The organism is Pseudomonas sp. P20 (genome assembly GCF_016463925.1).
GTDB lineage: Bacteria > Pseudomonadota > Gammaproteobacteria > Pseudomonadales > Pseudomonadaceae > Pseudomonas > Pseudomonas aeruginosa.
This window is the reverse complement of the sequence record NZ_JAEMVM010000016.1, coordinates 133,796-153,868: the sequence shown is the minus strand read 5'-3', so window position 1 is coordinate 153,868 and position 20,073 is coordinate 133,796. Positions and strand designations below refer to the sequence as shown.

18 protein-coding genes and 1 other RNA gene are annotated in these 20,073 nt (G+C 65.4%); 1 reads left to right on the top strand and 18 read right to left on the bottom strand.

Annotated features, from left to right (window positions below; translation table 11 throughout):
- Window positions 1-121: 121 nt before the first annotated feature.
- Complete coding sequence (locus JHD77_RS21505) at window positions 122-1,045, bottom strand: M23 family metallopeptidase (protein WP_031755911.1); 924 nt, start codon at window positions 1,043-1,045, stop codon at window positions 122-124.
- Between the two features lie 80 nt (window positions 1,046-1,125).
- Here JHD77_RS21505 and JHD77_RS21500 point away from each other — a divergent pair, with 80 nt between their 5' ends.
- Window positions 1,126-1,587 (top strand): DciA family protein, encoded by a 462-nt coding sequence (locus JHD77_RS21500; RefSeq protein WP_003148130.1) that lies wholly within the window; start codon window positions 1,126-1,128, stop codon window positions 1,585-1,587.
- Between the two features lie 60 nt (window positions 1,588-1,647).
- On the opposite strand, the gene lpxC is transcribed toward JHD77_RS21500, so the two are convergent.
- The 17 genes from lpxC to rnpB all read right to left on the bottom strand — a co-directional run bounded on the left by lpxC (window position 1,648) and on the right by rnpB (window position 20,065).
- On the bottom strand, window positions 1,648-2,559 hold the full coding sequence (lpxC, locus tag JHD77_RS21495) for a UDP-3-O-acyl-N-acetylglucosamine deacetylase (protein WP_003094111.1): 912 nt from the start codon (window positions 2,557-2,559) through the stop codon (window positions 1,648-1,650).
- 112 nt (window positions 2,560-2,671) lie between these two features.
- Complete coding sequence (ftsZ, locus tag JHD77_RS21490; protein WP_003103118.1) at window positions 2,672-3,856, bottom strand: cell division protein FtsZ; 1,185 nt, start codon at window positions 3,854-3,856, stop codon at window positions 2,672-2,674.
- Between the two features lie 50 nt (window positions 3,857-3,906).
- Window positions 3,907-5,160 carry a cell division protein FtsA gene (ftsA, locus tag JHD77_RS21485; protein WP_003094115.1) on the bottom strand — a complete coding sequence of 418 codons (1,254 nt, stop codon included), beginning with the start codon at window positions 5,158-5,160 and terminating at the stop codon, window positions 3,907-3,909.
- Window positions 5,161-5,181: 21 nt separating this feature from the next.
- Complete coding sequence (locus JHD77_RS21480; protein WP_003094118.1) at window positions 5,182-6,045, bottom strand: cell division protein FtsQ/DivIB; 864 nt, start codon at window positions 6,043-6,045, stop codon at window positions 5,182-5,184.
- A gap of 3 nt (window positions 6,046-6,048) precedes the next feature.
- Window positions 6,049-7,008 (bottom strand): D-alanine--D-alanine ligase, encoded by a 960-nt coding sequence (locus JHD77_RS21475; RefSeq protein ID WP_003103113.1) that lies wholly within the window; start codon window positions 7,006-7,008, stop codon window positions 6,049-6,051.
- A complete protein-coding gene (gene murC / locus JHD77_RS21470; protein ID WP_031755913.1) occupies window positions 7,005-8,447 on the bottom strand; it encodes a UDP-N-acetylmuramate--L-alanine ligase in 1,443 nt (480 codons plus the stop codon). Before murC ends, JHD77_RS21475 begins: the two co-directional genes overlap by 4 nt.
- On the bottom strand, window positions 8,440-9,513 hold the full coding sequence (gene murG / locus JHD77_RS21465) for an undecaprenyldiphospho-muramoylpentapeptide beta-N-acetylglucosaminyltransferase (RefSeq protein WP_003103107.1): 1,074 nt from the start codon (window positions 9,511-9,513) through the stop codon (window positions 8,440-8,442). The genes murC and murG overlap by 8 nt, the downstream gene beginning before the upstream one ends.
- Complete coding sequence (gene ftsW, locus JHD77_RS21460; RefSeq protein WP_003094125.1) at window positions 9,503-10,702, bottom strand: putative lipid II flippase FtsW; 1,200 nt, start codon at window positions 10,700-10,702, stop codon at window positions 9,503-9,505. The genes murG and ftsW overlap by 11 nt, the downstream gene beginning before the upstream one ends.
- The gene (gene murD / locus JHD77_RS21455) at window positions 10,702-12,048 is read right to left on the bottom strand and encodes a UDP-N-acetylmuramoyl-L-alanine--D-glutamate ligase (RefSeq protein WP_003161468.1); all 1,347 of its coding nucleotides are present in this window, start codon (window positions 12,046-12,048) and stop codon (window positions 10,702-10,704) included. The genes ftsW and murD overlap by 1 nt, the downstream gene beginning before the upstream one ends.
- A gap of 13 nt (window positions 12,049-12,061) precedes the next feature.
- On the bottom strand, window positions 12,062-13,144 hold the full coding sequence (gene mraY / locus JHD77_RS21450; RefSeq protein WP_003094129.1) for a phospho-N-acetylmuramoyl-pentapeptide-transferase: 1,083 nt from the start codon (window positions 13,142-13,144) through the stop codon (window positions 12,062-12,064).
- Window positions 13,144-14,520 carry a UDP-N-acetylmuramoyl-tripeptide--D-alanyl-D-alanine ligase gene (locus JHD77_RS21445; RefSeq protein WP_031755915.1) on the bottom strand — a complete coding sequence of 459 codons (1,377 nt, stop codon included), beginning with the start codon at window positions 14,518-14,520 and terminating at the stop codon, window positions 13,144-13,146. The genes mraY and JHD77_RS21445 overlap by 1 nt, the downstream gene beginning before the upstream one ends.
- Window positions 14,513-15,976, bottom strand: a complete 1,464-nt coding sequence (locus JHD77_RS21440; protein ID WP_031755917.1) for a UDP-N-acetylmuramoyl-L-alanyl-D-glutamate--2,6-diaminopimelate ligase — start codon at window positions 15,974-15,976, stop codon at window positions 14,513-14,515. The genes JHD77_RS21445 and JHD77_RS21440 overlap by 8 nt, the downstream gene beginning before the upstream one ends.
- Complete coding sequence (gene ftsI / locus JHD77_RS21435) at window positions 15,976-17,715, bottom strand: peptidoglycan D,D-transpeptidase FtsI (RefSeq protein WP_033963613.1); 1,740 nt, start codon at window positions 17,713-17,715, stop codon at window positions 15,976-15,978. Before ftsI ends, JHD77_RS21440 begins: the two co-directional genes overlap by 1 nt.
- A complete protein-coding gene (gene ftsL / locus JHD77_RS21430) occupies window positions 17,712-18,005 on the bottom strand; it encodes a cell division protein FtsL (protein WP_003094142.1) in 294 nt (97 codons plus the stop codon). Before ftsL ends, ftsI begins: the two co-directional genes overlap by 4 nt.
- Window positions 18,002-18,943 (bottom strand): 16S rRNA (cytosine(1402)-N(4))-methyltransferase RsmH, encoded by a 942-nt coding sequence (gene rsmH, locus JHD77_RS21425; protein ID WP_003110151.1) that lies wholly within the window; start codon window positions 18,941-18,943, stop codon window positions 18,002-18,004. Before rsmH ends, ftsL begins: the two co-directional genes overlap by 4 nt.
- A gap of 2 nt (window positions 18,944-18,945) precedes the next feature.
- A complete protein-coding gene (mraZ, locus tag JHD77_RS21420) occupies window positions 18,946-19,401 on the bottom strand; it encodes a division/cell wall cluster transcriptional repressor MraZ (RefSeq protein WP_003103101.1) in 456 nt (151 codons plus the stop codon).
- Window positions 19,402-19,715: 314 nt separating this feature from the next.
- An RNA gene (rnpB, locus tag JHD77_RS21415) (RNase P RNA component class A) lies at window positions 19,716-20,065 on the bottom strand.
- Between the last annotated feature and the right edge of the window lie 8 nt (window positions 20,066-20,073).

The window sequence follows — 20,073 nt, the reverse complement described above, 5'->3', positions numbered from 1 at the left end:
ATCCACACGTGGGGAATGGAAGGCTCACCCATCCGGCGGCCCGTGCCGATCAACGGCATGAAAGGGAACATTCTACCCGGAAACGGGTATGAGAAAAGTACAGCAGATCAATGCGCGTCGCTCACTCGGAAACAGACGCGCGTGCGATGAAGCTTTGCGGATTCATTACCCGGCCATCCTTCATCACTTCGAAATGTACGTGGTAGCCGGTGGAGCGTCCGGTGCTGCCGACCTTGGCCAGCACCTGGCCGCGCTTGACCAGGTCACCGACCTCGACCAGGTTCTTCTGGTTATGGGCATACAACGTGGTGTAGCCATCGGCGTGCCCGACCTCGACCACGTTGCCATAGCCGTTCTTGCGCCCGGACCAGGTCACCACCCCCGCCGCCACGGCCACCACGTCGCTGCCGGCCGGCGCGGCGAAGTCGATGCCCTTGTGCATGCTCAGGCGGCCGCTCACCGGATTGACCCGGCGCCCGAACGGCGAGGAGATGTAGCCCTGGCGCACCGGCTGGCCGGCCAGGTAGGTCGACTGGCTGATGTGCTTGTCGGCGAGCAGTTGCTCCAGCACCTCGAGCTGCTGCTCGCGGGTATCCAGGCGTGCCGCCAGTTCGTCCAGCGTCGCCATGAACGACGGCGGGGCATAGGCGCTGCCCTCCAGCGGTTCGTCGACGCCACCCTGGCCGACGCTCAGGGAGAAGTCGAACTCGTCGGGGTCGACGTCGGCCAGCTCGGTGAGACGTTCGCCGAGGGCATCCAGCCGAACCAGGCGCGCCTGCAGTTCGCCGAGATGCACGCTCAGTGCGTCCATCTGCCGCTGCGCGTCCTCGCGGGCGCTGCTGATCTCGGCGCTCTGCGCCTGCAGCGCGGCATCGAATTCGATGCCGGCCACCGGAGCCGGCGCGCGGAACAGCCAGGCGCCCATGAAGCCCCCGGCCAACAGGCTGGCACCGACCACGCAGGCCCCGGCCAGCATCAGCAACCGCGGCTGCAGATGGACGGAGCGAGCGGCCCCATGGTGCCGGCTCAGAAAAATGATGTGCATGACTTATCCTTCATACGGGCCGGCAGTAGCGAAACGCTTTCTGCTACCATTCCGACTCAGTAACCCCCAGGCTTCCCGCCATGTCTTTTCGTCCCTTGCCCGCCCAGGCATCGACCCAGTTGCTGCGCCAGGCCAGGCCGCTGCAGATGCTGTTCGCCGAAGCCCAGCGCATCTGCCGCCTGCAGCAACTGCTGGAAAGCCAGTTGCAACCGGCGGCGCGCCCGTACTGCCATGTGGCTTCGTGGCGCGGCGGTTGCCTGCTGCTGATCGTCACCGATGGCCACTGGGCCACACGCCTGCGCTATCAGCAGCGGCGCCTGCAGCGGCAGCTGCAGGCTTTCGAAGAATTCGCGAACTTAGCGAAAATCCTTTTCAAGGTGCAACCCACCACGTCCACACAACGTGCGGCACGTCGCAGCTTGACCCTGTCTGCCGTCGCGGCGGAAAACCTTCGCGAATCCGCCGAGATCGTCGGCAATCCACGCCTGCGGGAAGCGCTCGAGCGGTTGGCAAGCCGCGCCGAGAAAAGCCGGCAAGAATAAATCCCGAAATAAAAAGAGGCCACCCTGAGGTGGCCTCCAAATATGGAAAGGAGAGTTTTCCTACACTGCCGCCGCCGGGCGCATATAGGAAATAGGCGCGGTACGCGCGTCTTCGAAGGTCACCACTTCCCAAGCATCCTTGTCTGCGATCAACGTACGCAGCAGTTGGTTGTTCAGGGCATGGCCGGACTTGAAGCCACGGAACTCGCCGATAAGACTGTTGCCGAGCAGATACAGGTCGCCGATGGCATCCAGGATCTTGTGCTTGACGAACTCGTCCTCGTAACGCAGGCCGTCTTCGTTGAGCACGCGGTTCTCGTCGACCACGATCGCGTTCTCCACGCTACCGCCGAGTGCCAGGTTCTGCGAACGCAGGTACTCGATGTCGCGCATGAACCCGAAGGTACGGGCGCGGCTGACCTCCTTGACGAAGGAAGTACTGGAGAAATCGACCGAGGCCTGCTGGGTGCGACCACGGAAGACCGGATGATCGAAATCGATCTCGAAGCTGACCTTGAAGCCGTCGAACGGAACGAAGACGGCGCGCTTGTCGCCCTCTTCCACGCTGACTTCGCGCTTGATGCGGATGAACTTCTTGGCAGCTTCCTGCTCTTGCAATCCGGCGGACTGGATCAGGAATACGAACGGACCAGCGCTGCCATCCATGATCGGCACTTCCGAAGCGGACAGCTCGACGTAGGCGTTGTCGATACCCAGGCCGGCCATGGCCGAGAGCAGGTGCTCCACCGTATCCACTTTGACGTCACCCTTGACCAGGGTGGTCGACATGGTGGTTTCGCCGACGTTCTCGGCCCGGGCCGGGATTTCCACGACCGGATCCAGGTCGGTGCGGCAGAACACGATACCGGTGTCCACCGGCGCCGGTTTCAGGGTCAGGTAAACCTTTTCCCCCGAGTGCAGACCGACGCCAGTAGCCCGGATGATGTTCTTCAAGGTGCGTTGTTTGATCATGGCTTTGGCCGCTTAAGCGCTGACTGCGAACTGTTTTCAACAATGGCCGGCGATGATAGCAGAACCGGCCTTTGCTGAACACCAATCACATCTCTACTCCTGATTAATTACTTCAATCGGCCTGACGACGCAGGAACGCCGGGATATCCAGGTAATCCAGGTCATCCTGCGGGTTCAGCTTGGCCGCGGTCGCCGCGCTGCCGTGAGACTGGTTGCGCATCACGGTAGGACGGTCGAGGTCGCGGTAGTTCACCGACTGCTGCTCGCGCTGGGCCGGAGCGGCTGCCTGGGTTGCACTGCCCTGCACGGTGTTGTCGACGACCTTCACCGGCTTCTCCAGGCGCGCGCCCAGGCCGGTGGCGACTACGGTGACGTGCAGTTCATCGCGCATGTCCGCGTCGATCACGGTGCCCACCTTCACAGTGGCGTGCTCGGAAGCGAACTGTTCGATGATGTTGCCGACATCGGAGTACTCGCCCAGGGACAGGTCCGGACCCGCGGTGATGTTCACCAGGATGCCGCGCGCGCCCTGCAGGTTGACGTCTTCCAGCAGCGGGTTGCGGATTGCCGCCTCGGTGGCCTCGCGGGCACGGTTCGGACCGCTGGCGCAGCCGGTACCCATCATCGCCATGCCCATTTCGCTCATGACGGTCTTCACGTCGGCGAAGTCGACGTTGATCATGCCCGGACGCTTGATGATGTCGGAGATACCGCGCACGGCACCGGCCAGCACGTCATCGGCCTTGGCGAAGGCGGCCAGCAGGCTGGCGTCCTTGCCGAGGATGGTCAGCAGCTTCTCGTTCGGGATGGTGATCAGCGAATCGACGCTCTCGGCCAGCGCACGGATGCCCTCGTCGGCGATCTGCATGCGCTTGCGACCTTCGAACGGGAACGGGCGGGTCACCACCGCGACGGTGAGGATGCCCATTTCCTTCGCCACTTCGGCGATGATCGGCGCGGCGCCGGTACCGGTGCCGCCACCCATGCCGGTGGTGATGAAGACCATGTCGGCGCCTTCCAGCACTTCGGAAATGCGCTCGCGATCTTCCAGAGCCGCCTGACGACCGACTTCCGGATTGGCGCCGGCACCCAGCCCCTTGGTGACGCCCGGGCCGAGTTGCAGAACGGTGCGCGCCGCGATGTTCTTCAGCGCTTGTGCGTCGGTGTTGGCGCAGATGAACTCGACGCCCTCGACGTTGTTCTTGGCCATGTGATTGACGGCGTTGCCGCCACCACCACCTACACCGATCACTTTTATGACGGCGGTTTGTGCGATGTTATCGACCAGTTCAAACATTTCCCCTCTCCTTCCTTTCTAGTTTTGTCGCCTACTGTTACCGCGTTGAATCAGAAATTGCCCTGGACCCAGCGTTTGAGCCGCTCCAGGACAGGTGCCTTGGGTTCGTCGCTGCTGTAGCTGCTGCCTGACACAGACATCGACATGCCATCGGACTGCTTCTGCAGTCCGTACATCAGCAGGCCGACGCCCGTCGAATAGATCGGGTTGCGCACCACGTCGGTGAGGCCCTTCACGCTATACGGCACGCCGAGGCGTACCGGCATGTGGAAGATTTCCTCGGCCAGCTCGACCGCGCCTTCCATCTTCGAGGTGCCGCCGGTGAGGACGATCCCTGCCGGGATCAGGTCCTCGTAGCCGCTGCGGCGCAGCTCGGCCTGGACCAGGGTGAACAGCTCGTCGTAACGAGGCTCGACCACTTCGGCCAGGGCCTGGCGCGACAGTTCGCGCGGCGGCCGGTCGCCGACGCTGGGCACCTTGATGGTCTCGCCGGCACCGGCCAGCTTGGCCAGGGCGCAGGCGTAGCGGATCTTGATCTCTTCCGCGTACTGGGTCGGCGTACGCAGGGCCATGGCGATGTCATTGGTGACCTGGTCGCCGGCGATCGGGATCACCGCGGTATGGCGGATCGCGCCTTCGGTGAAGATCGCGATATCGGTGGTGCCGCCGCCGATATCCACCAGGCACACGCCCAGTTCCTTCTCGTCCTCGGTCAGCACCGAATAGGCCGAGGCCAACTGCTCGAGGATGATGTCGTCGACCTCGAGGCCGCAGCGGCGCACGCACTTCTCGATGTTCTGCGAAGCATTCACCGCGCAGGTCACCACGTGCACCTTGGCTTCCAGGCGCACCCCGGACATGCCCAGCGGCTCGCGCACGCCTTCCTGATTATCGATCACGTAATCCTGGGCCAGGGTATGCAGCACCCGCTGGTCCGCCGGGATCGCCACCGCCTGGGCGGCATCCAGTACCCGTTCGATATCCGCCGGGTTCACCTCGCGATCGCGGATCGCCACGATGCCGTGGGAATTGAGGCTGCGGATGTGGTTGCCGGCGATGCCGACGAACGCCGAGTGGATACGGCAACCGGCCATCTGCTGGGCCTCGTCGATGGCGCGCTGGATCGACTGCACGGTGGACTCGATGTTCACCACCACGCCCTTCTTCAGGCCGCGGGACGGATGAGTACCGATGCCAACGACCTCCAGCTGGCCATCGGCCGTCACCTCGCCCACCAGCGCCACCACCTTGGAGGTACCGATGTCGAGGCCGACGATCATCTTGCCGCTCTGCACGCTTGCCATGGTTATTACTGTCTCCTCAACTCACTGCACGGCGCTGGCCGTGGCCACCGTCGCGGGCGTGACCGGCTCGCGCCACGCAACGGCGAGGCCGTTGGGGTAACGCAGGTCGATCCGCGCAATGTTCGAAATCTGATCTTTGAGTGCCTTGTCGTAGATGCTTACGAAGCGGCGAATCTTGTCTACCACGTGGTCGCGCCCGATCTGGATCTCGACGCCCTGGGCCGTGGTCAGCGCCCAACCGCCGCGATCGCTCATTTCCAGGCGGGCGATGGAGAACCCGAGGGGACGCAGCAACTGGCTGAGCAACTGGTATTGCTGCATCACCTGCTGTTGCGCCCGCTGTGGACCATGCAAGCGGGGCAGATGTTCATAATTCGCCAGTTCCTTTGGCGTAAAAGCCTGTCCCTGGTTGTTCAGCAGCGCTTCGTCGCCCCACCGCGCGATCGGCAGTTGCTCGTCCAGGCGGATCACCACCTGGTCCGGCCACACCCGGCGCACCTCGGCGTGGGCGATCCAGGGCATCTGTTCCAGTTGCCCGCGCATGCCCGCCAGGTCGATGGTGAAGAAGCTCGCCGCCAGGTACGGGGAGATCCGCTGCTGCACCGCGCGCTGGCTGATGTAGCTGAGGTCGCCCTCGACACTGACCTTGGCGATCGGCCGGTCGGCGTACGGCAGGATGTACTCGGCGCCGCGATAGGCGCCATAGCCGAGAACGGCCAGCAACAGCGGCCAGGCCAGGTACTTGAGGAAACTGAAGTCGGCTTTCGGCAGGCGCACGCTCAGCGGTTCCTTGGCCACCAGACGGCTGGCGCCGCGCGGCATCGGCTTGCGCGGAGCGCGGCCGAGTCCACCGGGTTGCTGATGACGGAGCAGTACGCCATTCATGGCTTATCCCCTCGCCTCGCGGCTATCGGCCAGGATCGCCAGCACCAGTTGCTGGAAATCCAGGCCGGCGGCCCGCGCGGCCATAGGCACCAGGCTGTGGTCGGTCATGCCCGGTGCGGTGTTGACTTCAAGCAGCCAGAAACGCCCTTCGGCGTCCTGCATCACGTCCGCCCGCCCCCAGCCCTGGATGCCCAGGGCGTCGCAGGCGCGCGCGGTGAGTTCCTTCAGCTCGCGTTCCTTGGCCTCGTCGAGACCGCAGGGCACCTGGTAGCGGGTATCGCTGGCCAGGTACTTGGCGTCGTAGTCGTAGAAGGTGTGCGGCGTGCCCAGGCGGATCGCCGGCAGCACCTGCCCGCGCAAGGTCGCCACGGTGAATTCCGGGCCGCTGATCCACTGCTCGACCAGCACCTGCGAGTCGTAGCGGGCCGCTTCGCGCCACGCCGCGATCAATTCGTCGAGCCCGCCGACCTTGGCCATGCCGATGCTCGAGCCTTCGTGAGCCGGCTTGACGATCAGCGGGAAACCCAGTCGCTGCGCCGCTTCGCGGCAGTCATCCTCGCTGGCCAGCACCGCGTAGTCCGGGGTCGGCAGGCCGAGGCTGAGCCAGACCCGCTTGGTCCGCAGCTTGTCCATCGCCAGCGCCGAGGCCAGCACGCCGCTGCCGGTGTAGGGAATGCCCGCGCACTCGAGCAGGCCCTGCATGCTGCCATCCTCGCCGCCACGACCGTGGAGAATGATGAAGGCACGGTCGATCTTCTCCTCGACCAGGCGTTGCAGCAGGTCTTCGCCGACATCGATGCCGAAGGCATCGACCCCGGCGGCCAGCAGGGATTGCAGGACCATCGCGCCGGACTTCAGCGACACCTCGCGCTCGGCGCTCTTGCCGCCGAACAGCACGGCGACACGGCCGAACGCCTTGGGATCCTGGGTGCCGTTCAGCAGGCTATCGAGGCAAAGGTTCATGCGCCCTTCCCTCCCTTGCCGGCGAACAGCGGGTTCTTGATCAGTTGCGGGGCCAGGCCGCCGACATCGCCAGCGCCCTGGCAAAGCAGGATGTCGCCAGCGCGCAGCAGCGGCTTGACCAGCGGCGCCAGGTCGGCGTCGCGCTCGAAGTAGATCGGGTCAAGCTGGCCGCGCTGGCGGATGCTGTGGCACAGCTGGCGGCTGTCGGCTCCCGGGATCGGCTCTTCGCCGGCCGGATAGACCTCCATCAACAGCAGCACGTTGGCTTCGCCCAGCACCTGCACGAAGTCTTCGTACAGGTCGCGGGTACGGGTATAGCGATGCGGCTGGTAGACCATCACCAGGCGACGCTCCGGCCAACCGCCACGGATCGCCTTGATCACCGCGGCGACTTCGCGCGGATGGTGGCCGTAATCGTCCACCAGCATCACGCTGCCACCCTCGACCTGCAACTCGCCGTAGACCTGGAAGCGCCGGCCTACGCCCTGGAAGCCGGACAGCCCCTGGACGATGGCTTCGTCGGAGATGCCCTCGTCGGTAGCGATGACGATGGTCGCCAGGGAATTCAGCACGTTGTGCAGGCCGGGCATGTTCACCGAGACGTCCAGCGGCTCGCGCTCCGGGCGCAACACGGTGAACCAGGTGCGCATGCCTTCCTGGTGGATGTTGATCGCGCGCACGTCGGCGTCTTCGCTGAGGCCGTAGGTCACGGTCGGGCGGGCGATCTGCGGGAGGATCTCACGCACAACCGGATCATCCACGCACATCACCGCCAGTCCGTAGAACGGCAGGTTGTGGAGGAACTCGACGAAGGTCTTCTTCAGCTTGTTGAAGTCGCCGCCGTAGGTCGCCATGTGGTCGGCGTCGATATTGGTGACCACCGCGACCATCGGTTGCAGGTGCAGGAAGCTGGCGTCGCTCTCGTCGGCCTCGGCCACCAGGTAGCGGCTGGCGCCGAGCTGGGCGTTGGTCCCGGCGGCGTTCAGCCGGCCGCCGATGACGAAGGTCGGGTCCAGGCCGCCGGCGGCGAACACCGAGGCGATCAGGCTGGTAGTGGTGGTCTTGCCGTGGGTGCCGGCTACCGCGATGCCGTGCCGGTAGCGCATCAGCTCGGCGAGCATCTCCGCACGCGGCACCACCGGAATCCGCCGTTCCAGGGCCGATGCCACTTCCGGGTTGGCCCGGTTGATGGCACTGGACACCACCAGCACGTCGGCGCCGTCGGCGTTTTCCGCCTGGTGGCCGATGAAGATCTGCGCGCCGAACTTCTCCAGGCGCTCGGTCACCGCCGAGGCCTTGAGGTCCGAGCCGGATACCTCGTAGCCGAGGTTCAGCAGCACTTCGGCGATCCCGCACATACCGGCGCCGCCGATGCCGACGAAATGGATGCGGCGGATACGGCGCATGGTCCGGGTGACGCCATTCGGTTCTTTAACCACGGGCCACCTCCAGGCAGGCATCGACCACCGTCCGGGTAGCCTCGGGTTTCGCCAGGCTGCGTGCCTGGTCTGCCATGGAGCGCAGGGTTTCGGGATGCATCAGGACCTCGGACAGCTGCGCGGCCAGTTCGGCCGCGCCGGTAGACTTTTGCGGCAGCAGGCGGCCGGCGCCGCTGCGTACCAGGAATTCGGCATTGCGGGTCTGGTGATCGTCGATCGCGTGAGGCAACGGCACCAGGAAGGCGGGCAATCCCGCCGCCGTCAGCTCGCTGACGGTCAGCGCGCCGGCGCGACAGATCACCAGGTCGGCCCAGGCATAGGCCGCGGCCATGTCGCTGATGAAGGGCGCGACGTCCGCTTCGACCGCCACTGTGCGATAACGCTCGGCGGTAATCTCGGCATGCTGACGACCGGCCTGATGGCGGATTGCCGGACGGATTTCCAGCGGCACCTGCGCCAGGGCCTCTGGCAACAGCTTGTTCAGCGGTTCCGCGCCAAGGCTGCCGCCGAGCACCAGCAGATTGACCCGACGGCCGGTCAGCGGCGCGCGGGCGTGCGCGTCGAGGAATAGCTCGCCGCGCACCGGATTGCCGGTGGTCAGACGCTTGTCACTGGCCGGGAAGGTATCCGGGAATGCCTCGCAGACGCGCCTGGCGATCGGCGCCAGGCTGCGGTTGGCGGTGCCGGCCACGGCGTTCTGCTCGTGGATCACCAGCGGCACGCCGTTGAGGCGCGCAGCCAGGCCGCCCGGGCCGGTGACATAGCCACCCAGGCCGAGCACGCAGACCGGCCTCAGCTGGCGGATCACCCGCAGCGCCTGGAACAGCGACTTGAGCAGTTCCAGCGGCGCCTTGACCAGCGACTTCAGGCCCTTGCCGCGCAGCCCGCTGACCTGGATCAGGTGCAACGGCAGGCCGGCCTTGGGTACCAGGTCATTCTCGATGCCGCGCGGCGTCCCCAGCCAGTGCACGGCATAGCCGCGCGCCTGGAACTCCCGCGCACAGGCGAGTGCCGGGAACACGTGTCCGCCGGTGCCACCCGCCATGATCAGGACATTACCTTTCATCGGCAAAGTCCTCTTCGTTGAACTCATATTCCTCGCTACCCAGGTGGGTTCGCCGTTCCCATTCGATGCGCAGCAACATCCCCAGACAGGCACAGCAGATCACCAGCGAACTGCCGCCGTAGCTGAGGAACGGCAGGGTCAGGCCCTTGGTCGGCAGCAGGCCGACGTTCACCCCGATGTTGATCAGGAACTGGCCGATCCAGAGGAAGGCCAGGCCGTAGGCCACGTAGGCGGAGAAGAACTGCTTGGCCTGCTCGGCCCAGATGCCGATGTACAGCGCGCGCAGGCTGACGAACACGAACAGGGCGACGGTCGCCAGGGCGCCGACGATGCCCAGCTCCTCTGCAAGCACGGCGAAGACGAAATCGGTGTGCGCCTCCGGCAGGTAGAACTGCTTCTGGATGCTGTTGCCCAGTCCCATGCCCAACCAGCCGCCGCGGCCGAAGGCGATCAGCGCCTGGCTCAACTGATAGCCGGCGCCGAACTGGTCGGCCCAGGGGTCGGTGAAGTTGGTCAGGCGTGCCATCCGGTAGGGCTGGGTCTGGATCAGCAGGACCACCGCGCCGACCGCCAGCAGCACCATCAGGCCGAAGCGGAACAGCCCCACCCCGCCGAGGAACAGCATGGCCGCGGCAGCGCCCATCATTACCACGGTGGCGCCGAAGTCCGGCTCGCGCAGCAGCAGGCCGGCCATCGGCAGCAACACCACGAAGGGCTTGAAGAAGCCCATCCAGCTTTCCCGGACCTCCTGCTGGCGGCGGATCAGGTAGCCGGCCATGAAGATCACCACGCAGACCTTGGCGATCTCCGAAGGCTGGATGTTGAACAGGCCGAAGCCGATCCAGCGCATCGAGCCGTTCACCTCGCGGCCGATACCGGGGGTGATCACCAGCACCAGCAGGCCGAAGGCGACCAGCAACAGCTTCCAGCCCCAACGCTGCCAGGTGGCCATCGGGACCATCATGGTCAGGCCGCAGGAAATCAGGCCGATCACCAGGTAGATCAGGTGACGGACGGAGAAGTACAGCGGGTTGCCCGACTGCGCCGCCGCCACCTCGGAAGAGGCGGAAGTCACCATCACCAGGCCGAGGCCGAGCAGCGCCAGGCAACCCGCCAGCAGCGGGAAGTCCAGGTCGATGCCGTGCCGGCTCAACAGCGGCGACGGGAAGGGGCGCAACACCGACAGCATCACGCTAGCTCCTCTACGGCTTTGGCGAACAGGCGTCCGCGTTCTTCGAAGTTCTTGAACATGTCCAGGCTCGCGCAGGCCGGCGACAACAGCACCGCATCGCCTTCGCGGGCCAGCTCGGCGGCCTGCCGGACTGCTTCGTCCAGCGTTGCGACGCGCACCAGCGGTACCGCGTTGCCCAGTGCCTGGGCAATCAGCTCGGCGTCACGGCCAAGCAGTACCACCGCCCGGCAGAAGCGCGCGACCGGCTCGCGCAGGTCATGGAAATCGGCGCCCTTGCCGTCTCCGCCGGCGAGCAGCACCAGCTTGCCGTCGATGTCGGCACCCAGCCCCTCGATCGCCGCCAGGGCGGCGCCGACGTTGGTGGCCTTGGAATCGTCGTAGTAGCTCACGCCCTGCCGCTCGCGTACCCACTGGCAGCGATGAGCCAGGCCGGAAAACGCCTTCAGCGCGCCGAGCATGGCGTCGAACGGCAGGCCGACCGCATGGCCCAGCGCCAGCGCGGCGAGCGCGTTGGAATAGTTGTGGGCGCCACGGATCTTCAGTTCGCCAACCGGCAGCAGCTTGTCGAACTGGAACGCCAGCCACTTCTGGCCGTCTTCCTCGATCAGGCCGAAAGCCTTGAAGTCCGGCTTGTTCAGGCCGAACGACCAGCACGGCACGGTATCGGCGATCAGCGGTCGGGTCAGGGCATCGGCGCGATTCACCACGACCTGGCGGGCACCGCGGAAGATCCGGTGCTTGGCCAGGTGGTAGTCAGCCATGCCGTCGTAGCGATCCATATGGTCTTCGCTGACGTTCAGCACGGTCGCCACCTCGGCGTTGAGGCGATCGCAGGTTTCCAGCTGGAAGCTCGACAGCTCCAACACGTACAGCTCGATGTCGTCGGCCAGCAGGTCGAGCGCCGGGGTGCCGAGGTTGCCGCCGACGGCGACACGCTTGTCCGCGGCCACCGCCATTTCGCCCACCAGGGTGGTCACGGTGCTCTTCGCGTTGGAACCGGTGATGGCGACGATCGGGGCCTTCGCCTCGCGGGCGAAGAGATCGATGTCACCGGAGATGCGCACGCCTTTCGCGGCGGCCTGTACCAGCGCGGGGGTGCGCAGCGACAAGCCGGGGCTGACGTAGAGTTCGCGGGCGGAGCAGAGGAACTCGGCGTCGAGTTCGCCGCAACGCACTTCCACCTGCGGATACTGGGCACGCAGGGTGGCCAGCTCCGGCGGGTTCTCTCGGGTATCGACCACGGCGAAAGGCAAGCCGCGGCGCGCCAGGTAGCGCACCAGGGACATGCCGCTCTTGCCGAGGCCGACAACGATGCGGAAGTGGTCGGAGGCGATCAGGCTCATGCTCTCTTCGTCCTCAACGCAGCTTCAAGGTGGCGAGGCCGATCAGCACCAGGATCACGGTGATGATCCAGAAGCGCACGATCACGCGCGGCTCCGGCCAGCCTTTCAGTTCGAAATGGTGATGGATCGGCGCCATGCGGAAGACGCGGCGTCCGGTCAGCTTGAAGGAAGCGACCTGGATCATCACCGAGAGGGTTTCCATGACGAACACCCCACCCATGATGAACAGCACGATTTCCTGGCGCACGATCACCGCGATGGTGCCCAGCGCGGCGCCCAGCGCCAACGCGCCGACGTCGCCCATGAAGACCTGCGCCGGATAGGTGTTGAACCAGAGGAAGCCGAGGCCGGCGCCGACCAGCGCGGCGCAGAACACGATCAGCTCGCCGGCGCCCGGTACGTTGGGAATCAGCAGGTACTCGGCGAACTTCACGTTGCCCGACAGGTAGCAGAAGATGCCCAGCGCGCCGGCAACCATTACCGTCGGCATGATCGCCAGGCCGTCGAGACCGTCGGTGAGGTTCACCGCATTGCTCGAACCGACGATGACGAAGTAGGTCAGGACCACGAAGAAGATGCCCAACTGGATCTCGACGCTCTTCAGCATCGGCACGATCAGGGTGGTCTCGATCGGGGTTTCGGCAGTCATATAGAGGAACACGGCGGCGCCGATGCCGAACACCGACTGCCAGAAGTACTTCCAGCGGCTCGGCAGGCCGCGGGAGTTCTTCTCGATCACCTTGCGGTAGTCGTCCACCCAGCCGATGGCACCGAACAGCAGGGTAACGACCAGCACCACCCACACGTAGCGGTTGGAAAGATCCGCCCACAGCAGCGTGCTGATGGCGATGGCGGTAAGGATCAGGGCGCCGCCCATGGTCGGGGTGCCCTTCTTCGACAGGTGCGACTGCGGACCGTCGTTGCGCACGGCCTGGCCGATCTGGCGGATCTGCAAGGTACGGATCATCCAAGGCCCCAGCCACAGCGACAGCGACAGCGCGGTGAGCACGCTGAGAATGCCGCGCAGGGTCAGGTACTGGAAGACGCCGAAGCCCTTGTAGAACTGTTGCAGGTATTCGGCCAGCAGCAGGAGCATTAGTGACTCTCCTCGGAGGAACCGCACAGCGCCGCGACGACTTTGTCCATCGCCGCACTGCGGGAACCCTTGATCAAAATGGTGGTTGTCGGTTGTTCGGTGGCCAGCGCCCCGATCAGGCTGGCCTGGTCGGCGAAGTGCCGGCCCGTGGCGCCGAACGCCTGTACGGCGTGGGACATCAGCGGTCCGACCGCATAGAGCGCGGACACCTTGCCAGCGGCGTAGGCGCCCACCTCGCGGTGGGCCTGCTCGGCCCAGGAACCGAGTTCGCCCATGTCTCCGAGGACCAGGACGGTGCGCCCGGAAAAGCCGCTCAGTATATCAATCGCCGCCAGCATTGACGCGGGGTTGGCGTTGTAGCTGTCGTCTATCACACGCAGCCCGCTGGCGGTCAGTTGCGCTACCGCGCGGCCCTTGACCGGTTGCAGCGCCTGCAGCCCGGCGACGATCCCACCCAGCGGCACGCCCAGCGCATGGGCGGCAGCGGCGGCAGCCAGGGCATTGGCGACATTGTGCCGCCCCAGCAGGTTGAGCTGGACCTGCGCTTCACCCGCTACGCCCTGCAACCTGAACCCCATGCAGCCGCGCGCATCGCGCTGCAGATCGGCGGCGCGGAAATCGGCCTGGGGCCGGTCGAGGGAGAAAGTCAGCAACGGACGGCCGCTGGCGCGGGCCTTCCAGGTGTCGAAGGCCTTGTCGTCCAGGTTCAGCACGGCGGTGCCGTCGGCGGCCAGCCCTTCGAGTATCTCGCCCTTCGCCTCGACGATCTTCTCCGGTCCGCCGAACTCGCCGACATGGGCGGTGCCGGCATTGGTGATGATCGCCACGTGGGGGCGGGTCAGCTCGACCGTGTAGGCGATCTCGCCGATGCGCGAGGCGCCCAGCTCGATCACTGCGCTACGGTGCTGCGGCGCCAGTTGCAGCAGGGTCAGCGGTACGCCGAGGTCGTTGTTCAGATTGCCACGGGTAGCCAGCACCGACTCGGCATCGCCGGCCTGGGTACGCAGGATGCTGGCGAGCATCTCCTTGACCGTGGTCTTGCCGCTGGAGCCCGTCATGGCCGCCAGCGGGCCGGTGAACTTGCGCCGGTTCAGCGCGCCCAGTCGCCCCAGGGCCGCACGGGTATCGCGCACCAGCAATTGCGGCAGGGGCGCGTCGGCGACTTCGCGCTCCACCAGCGCAGCCACCGCGCCCTTGGCGGCAACCTCGGCGAGATAGTCGTGGCCGTCGAAACGCGGCCCACTCAGGGCAATGAACAGTTGGCCGGGCCCGATGGCGCGACTGTCGGTGGAAACCGCCGAAAAGACGGCGTCCTCGCCGATCAGGCGGGCGTCCAGCGCGACCGTCAACTGGCTGAGGCGAAGAGGCTCAAGCATGCGGCACCTCCCAGGCGGCCAGGGCGCGCTCGGCCTGCTCGATGTCGGAGAACGGATGGCGTACGCCGTCGATCTCCTGATAATCCTCGTGACCCTTGCCGGCCAGGAGCACCACGTCATCCACCGCAGCGGAAGCGATCAGATGGGCGATCGCCTCACCGCGCGACGGCAGGAAGGTAACCTTGTCAGCGGCAGCGAAGCCTTTGCGGATATCGGCGATGATCGCCGCACTGGCCTCGGTGCGCGGGTTGTCGTCGGTGACCAGCACCCCATCCGCCAGGCGTTCGGCAATCGCAGCCATCAGCGGACGCTTGCCGGCATCGCGATCGCCACCGCAGCCGAACAGGCACAGCAGGCGCGCGGCCGCGTGCGGACGCAGGGCCTCCAGGACTTTTTCCAGGGCGTCGGGAGTATGCGCGTAGTCCACCACCACCAGCGGCTTGTCGCCGCCTCCCAGGCGCTGCATGCGGCCGACCGGCCCCTGCAGTTGCGGCAAGGTGCGGAGGATATCGCCCAGGGGATAACCCAGGCCAAGCAACGCACCGACCGCCGCCAGCAGGTTGCTCAGGTTGAAGCGGCCGAGCAACGGGCTGCGCAGCAGGCCCTCGCCGTGCGGAGTAACCAGCGCCGCCTCGATGCCGGCGTCGCCGAAGCGCGCTTCGCGGCAATAGAGGAACGCCGAGCTGTCGGTGAGGCTGTAGGTGATCAGCTCCGAGTCCTGCTCCTCGCCGGCCAGTCGACGGCCGAAATCGTCGTCCAGGTTGATCACCCGGCAGCACAGGCCCGGCCAGGCGAACAGCTTGGCCTTGGCGGCGGCATAGGCTTCCATCGAACCGTGATAGTCGAGGTGGTCGCGGGACAGATTGGTGAACACCGCGATATCGAAACCGAGCGCCGCCACGCGGCCCTGGTCGAGGCCGTGGGAAGACACTTCCATCGCTACCGCGCGGGCGCCGGCCTGCTTCAGCGTGGCCAGCGTGGCCTGCACCGCGAGCGGGTCCGGCGTGGTGTGCCGGCCGCTCTCCAGGGCGCCGTAGAAACCGGTGCCGAGGGTGCCGACGATGCCGCAGCGCTCGCCGAGCAGATCCAGGGCCTGGGCCACCAGTTGGCTGACGCTGGTCTTGCCGTTGGTGCCGGTGACGCCGATCAGGTCCAGCCCGCGGCTCGGCTCGCCGTAGAAACGCCCGGCGACCGCCGACAGTTGCGCGACCAGCCCCTTCACCGCGATCAGCGGCGCATCGCTGGGCGGCAGCTCTCCGGCGCCTTCCGCCTCGTAAGCCACGGCAGCCGCGCCCTTGGCCAGGGCATCGACGATGTGCGCACGACCATCCTGGCGCCCGCCCGGCACCGCCAGGAACAGGTCGCCCGGACGAACGCCGCGGCTATCCAGGGTCAGCTCGCGGATCAGCAGATCGCGCTCGGCCTGGGGAAACAGTTGGTTCAGGCTCATAGGCATCAGCCACGCCCTCCTTTTGCGGGCGCAGCATTGACCTGCTGCTGTTCGGTGGCCGTCGGCAGGTTATCCGGCGGCACGTTCATCAGGCGCAGCGCGCCAGCCATGACCTTGCTGAACACCGGCGCCGACACCAGGCCGCCGAGGTAGCCCGCCTTGCTCGGCTCGTCGATCACCACGACCATCGCGATGCGCGGATCGGTGGCCGGGGCGAAACCGGCGAACAGCGAGCGATAGGCGTTTTCCCGGTAGCCCTTGGTGCCGACCGAGACCTTGCGCGCGGTCCCGCTCTTGCCGGCGGCGTGGTAACCCGGCACCTGGGCGCGGAACACCCCGCCCTGGGCCTCGACCACTTGTTGCAGCATGCCCTGCACGGTGGAAGCCACTTCAGGCGAGATCACCTGCACGCCATCCGGCACGCGGTCGACTCGGGTCATGCTCAGCGGCACGCTCTTGCCGTCGTTGGCCAGGGCCGCATAGGCATGCGCCAACTGGATCGCGGTTACCGAGAGACCGTAGCCGTAGGCTAGGGTCGCGGTTTCCGCCTTCGGCCACTTGCGGTGGTTGGGCAGGTTGCCGACGCGCTCGCCGGGGAAGCCCAACCCCGTGTCCTGCCCGAGGCCGACCTGTTGCATGACCGAGTAGATGGATTCGGCGCCGATGTCGAAGGCGATCTTGCTGATGCCGACGTTGCTCGACTTGATCAGGATGCCGGTGAGATCGAGTTGCCGCGAATTGCGCGATACGTCGCGAATGGTGTAGCGGCCGATCTGCAGGGTGCCCGGGTAGACGTCGACGATATCGCTGGGTTTCCAGCGCCCGCTGGCCAGCGCCGCGCTCATCGAGAACGGCTTGACCGTCGAGCCCGGCTCGAACACGTCGATCATCGCCCGGTTGCGCATGGCCGCCGGCTGCAGGTTACGACGATTGTTCGGGTTGTAGGTGGGCTGGTTGGTCATGGCCAGGATCTCCCCGGTCTTCACGTCCATGATCACCAGGCTGCCGGCCTTGGCGCCGTTCTCCAGCAGAGCGTTGCGCAGTTCGCGATGAGCCAGGTACTGCAGGCGCAGGTCGATGGACAGCGCAAGGGTCTTGCCCGGTTTGGCATTCTTGGTGACCTGCACATCCTTGATCACGCGGCCACGGCGATCCTTGAGCACCTGGCGCTTGCCCGGCACGCCGGCCAGCCATTCGTCGAAAGCCAGCTCGATACCTTCGCGACCGCGGTCGTCGACATCGGTGAAGCCGACCGCATGAGCTACCACTTCGCCAGCCGGGTAGAAACGCCGAAACTCCTCGATGGAGTACACGCCCGGCACCTTCAGGGCGATCACGCCTTCGCCCTGTTCCGGGGTCAGCCCACGGACCAGGTAGATGAACTCGCGCTCGGCGTTCTGCTCGATGCGGTCGGCGAACAGCTTGGTATCCTGCCCGAGCGCCGCCGCCAGTTGCGGCCAGCGTTCCTTGGCGGTCATCAGCTCCTTGGGGTTGGCCCACAGGGTGGTGACCGGGGTGCTCACCGCCAGCGGTTCGCCGTTGCGGTCAGTGATCAGGCCCCGGTGCGCAGGGATGGCGATATGCCGCACGCTACGCGCGTCGCCCTGGCCCTTGAGGAAGTCATGGTCGATCACGTGCAGGTCGACGATTCGCCAGACGATGGCGCCGACCATCGCCAGCAGCAGGCCGACGATCACGCAGAACCGCCATGGGTAGAGGGCGCCCTGGAAATAGTTCAGTTTCATGGCGCCACCATCCTGACCTCGGCCGGGTCGGGAACGCGCATGCGCAACTGTTCCACCGCCAGGCTTTCGATGCGGCTATGGGCGGTCCAGGTGCTCTGCTCGAGAATCAACCGGCCCCACTCGGCCTGCGCCTTGTCGCGCACGCTCAGCTCGGAATACAGCGAGTTGAGCAGTTGCCGGTTCCAGTAGGTGCTGTAGGCCACGGCAATCGCCGAGAGCAGCAGACCTATATAAAGCAGCAACATGAGGAAGCTGCCGGTAGGCAGGCGCTTGACGAAGAGACGGCTCATCTCAGCTTCTCCGCCACGCGCATGACCGCGCTGCGCGAGCGCGGGTTGGCCTTGAGTTCTTCTTCCGAAGCGTACTGCGGCTTGCCCAGCAGCTTCAGGCGCGGCTCGAAGACCTTGGAACGGATCGGCAGGTCGCGCGGCAGGTTGTCCGCCTCGCCCTTGGCGTGCTTGCGCATGAACAGCTTGACGATGCGGTCTTCCAGGGAATGGAAACTGATCACCACCAGCCGGCCGCCGACGGCCAGCGATTCGAGCGCGGCGTCAAGGCCACGCTCGAGATCGCCCAGCTCATTGTTCACATGGATGCGCAGGCCCTGGAATGCGCGGGTCGCCGGATTCTTGCCCTTCTCCCAGGCGGGGTTGGCAACCGTGATCACTTCGGCGAGATCGGCAGTCCGTTCGAACGGCCGCTCCTGACGGCGCTGCACGATGGCGCGGGCCATCCGCTTGGCGAAGCGCTCTTCGCCATATTCCTTGAAGACCCGGGCGATTTCCTCTTCGGTGGCGTTGGCGATGAACTCCGCTGCGCTGATGCCCTGGCCGGGATTCATGCGCATGTCCAGCGGACCATCGTTGAGGAAGCTGAAGCCGCGCTCGGGATCGTCGAGTTGCGGCGACGACACGCCAAGGTCGAGCAGGACGCCATCGACCCGCCCTTCGAGACCGCGTGCGCGCACCTCATCGCCCAGTTCGGCGAACGAGCGCTGCACAATGACGAAGCGGCCGTCTTCGGCCGCCAATGCTTTTCCTGTCTGGATGGCCTGGGGATCTTTGTCGAATCCGAGCAGGCGTCCCCCGGCGCCCAGTTTCTCGAGCAAGGCTCGACTATGGCCCCCTCTTCCGAAGGTACCGTCCAGATAGCAGCCGTCCTCCCGCGGGGCCAGTGCGGAAACGGCCTCCTCGAGCAGAACGGTGATATGGCGGTAGGTGGCATTCATAGTCAAAGGATCAGGTCGCGTAGTTCGTCCGGCAGCCCACCGGGTTGTTTGATTGCCGCCAGGTCGGCTTCAGCCATGGCGTTCCAGGCATCCTCATCCCACAACTGAAACTTGTTCAGTTGCCCCACCAGCATCGCCCGCTTGTCCAGCTTGGCGTACTCGCGCAGGCGCGGCGGAATCAGGAAACGCCCGTTTCCGTCCAGTTCCAGATCGACGGCATTACCGATCAGCAGCCGCTGCAGGCGCCGCGTTTCTTCTCGCAAAGAAGGCAGCTCGCGCAGCTTGGCTTCGATCAGTTCCCATTCGGGCAAGGGGTAAACGGTGAGGCAGGGGTCGACTGCGTCGATAGTGACGATGAGCTGGCCGGCACAACGCGAAACGAGCTCGTCACGATACCGACTCGGCATCGCGAGGCGCCCTTTGGCGTCAAGACTTATGGCATTAGCTCCGCGAAACACGTCAGCGCTTCCCCTGTGGTTGGCTTTCCATGCCAATTGATCCCACTTTTACCCACTTCATACCACTTCTGCACACTATAGAAATCCACACTCCCCACCGTCAAGGCGCGTCAGAAGTGAAAAATCCTTACAGGACGGAGATTTAGCGTGCTTTTGGAAGGTTGCGGAGCGCTTTTAGAAGTAAAAGAGATGACAAAACACAATAAGTCCAAAGTCTTAGCCTTCGAACTTAAAGTGATTTATCAAGAGTTGCGGCTTTTCGCTTTTGCGACGGACGGATAAAACCGGGAAAAAGCGAAGAGAGTGGGAAGAAGTGGGAGAGTCGATCTATAAGCCGGGTTCTGTCGAGGACAGCCATTCCTCTGGGACGCACATCACTGTACGCCTCAAGCGACCTACCCGAATCCAACGCGGGCCGCGCCAATGGATTCCTATTTGGTCTTGCTCCGAGTGGGGTTTACCTAGCCACGCACTGTTGCCAGCCGTGCGGTGCGCTCTTACCGCACCTTTTCACCCTTACCGGCGCTGTTGCGCTTAGGCGGTTATTTTCTGTGGCACTTTCCGTAGGCTCGCGCCTCCCAGGCGTTACCTGGCACTCTGCCCTATGGAGCCCGGACTTTCCTCCACCGCGCTATTGCGCGACAGCGACTGTCCAATCGACTCTCCGCCGAC

What these genes read in the sequence shown, in the direction of transcription:
- ftsW (WP_003094125.1), bottom strand. Translation starts at nt 10,702, where the DNA reads ATGCTGTCGGTGTTGCGCCCCTTCCCGTCGCCGCTGTTGAGCCGGCAC.
- mraY (WP_003094129.1), bottom strand. Translation starts at nt 13,144, where the DNA reads ATGCTCCTGCTGCTGGCCGAATACCTGCAACAGTTCTACAAGGGCTTC.
- murD (WP_003161468.1), bottom strand. Translation starts at nt 12,048, where the DNA reads ATGAGCCTGATCGCCTCCGACCACTTCCGCATCGTTGTCGGCCTCGGC.
- ftsI (WP_033963613.1), bottom strand. Translation starts at nt 17,715, where the DNA reads ATGAAACTGAACTATTTCCAGGGCGCCCTCTACCCATGGCGGTTCTGC.
- rsmH (WP_003110151.1), bottom strand. Translation starts at nt 18,943, where the DNA reads ATGAATGCCACCTACCGCCATATCACCGTTCTGCTCGAGGAGGCCGTT.
- ftsL (WP_003094142.1), bottom strand. Translation starts at nt 18,005, where the DNA reads ATGAGCCGTCTCTTCGTCAAGCGCCTGCCTACCGGCAGCTTCCTCATG.
- JHD77_RS21500 (WP_003148130.1), top strand. Translation starts at nt 1,126, where the DNA reads ATGTCTTTTCGTCCCTTGCCCGCCCAGGCATCGACCCAGTTGCTGCGC.
- ftsA (WP_003094115.1), bottom strand. Translation starts at nt 5,160, where the DNA reads ATGGCAAGCGTGCAGAGCGGCAAGATGATCGTCGGCCTCGACATCGGT.
- ftsZ (WP_003103118.1), bottom strand. Translation starts at nt 3,856, where the DNA reads ATGTTTGAACTGGTCGATAACATCGCACAAACCGCCGTCATAAAAGTG.
- JHD77_RS21445 (WP_031755915.1), bottom strand. Translation starts at nt 14,520, where the DNA reads ATGCTTGAGCCTCTTCGCCTCAGCCAGTTGACGGTCGCGCTGGACGCC.
- lpxC (WP_003094111.1), bottom strand. Translation starts at nt 2,559, where the DNA reads ATGATCAAACAACGCACCTTGAAGAACATCATCCGGGCTACTGGCGTC.
- JHD77_RS21505 (WP_031755911.1), bottom strand. Translation starts at nt 1,045, where the DNA reads ATGCACATCATTTTTCTGAGCCGGCACCATGGGGCCGCTCGCTCCGTC.
- JHD77_RS21480 (WP_003094118.1), bottom strand. Translation starts at nt 6,045, where the DNA reads ATGAATGGCGTACTGCTCCGTCATCAGCAACCCGGTGGACTCGGCCGC.
- murG (WP_003103107.1), bottom strand. Translation starts at nt 9,513, where the DNA reads ATGAAAGGTAATGTCCTGATCATGGCGGGTGGCACCGGCGGACACGTG.
- JHD77_RS21440 (WP_031755917.1), bottom strand. Translation starts at nt 15,976, where the DNA reads ATGCCTATGAGCCTGAACCAACTGTTTCCCCAGGCCGAGCGCGATCTG.
- JHD77_RS21475 (WP_003103113.1), bottom strand. Translation starts at nt 7,008, where the DNA reads ATGAACCTTTGCCTCGATAGCCTGCTGAACGGCACCCAGGATCCCAAG.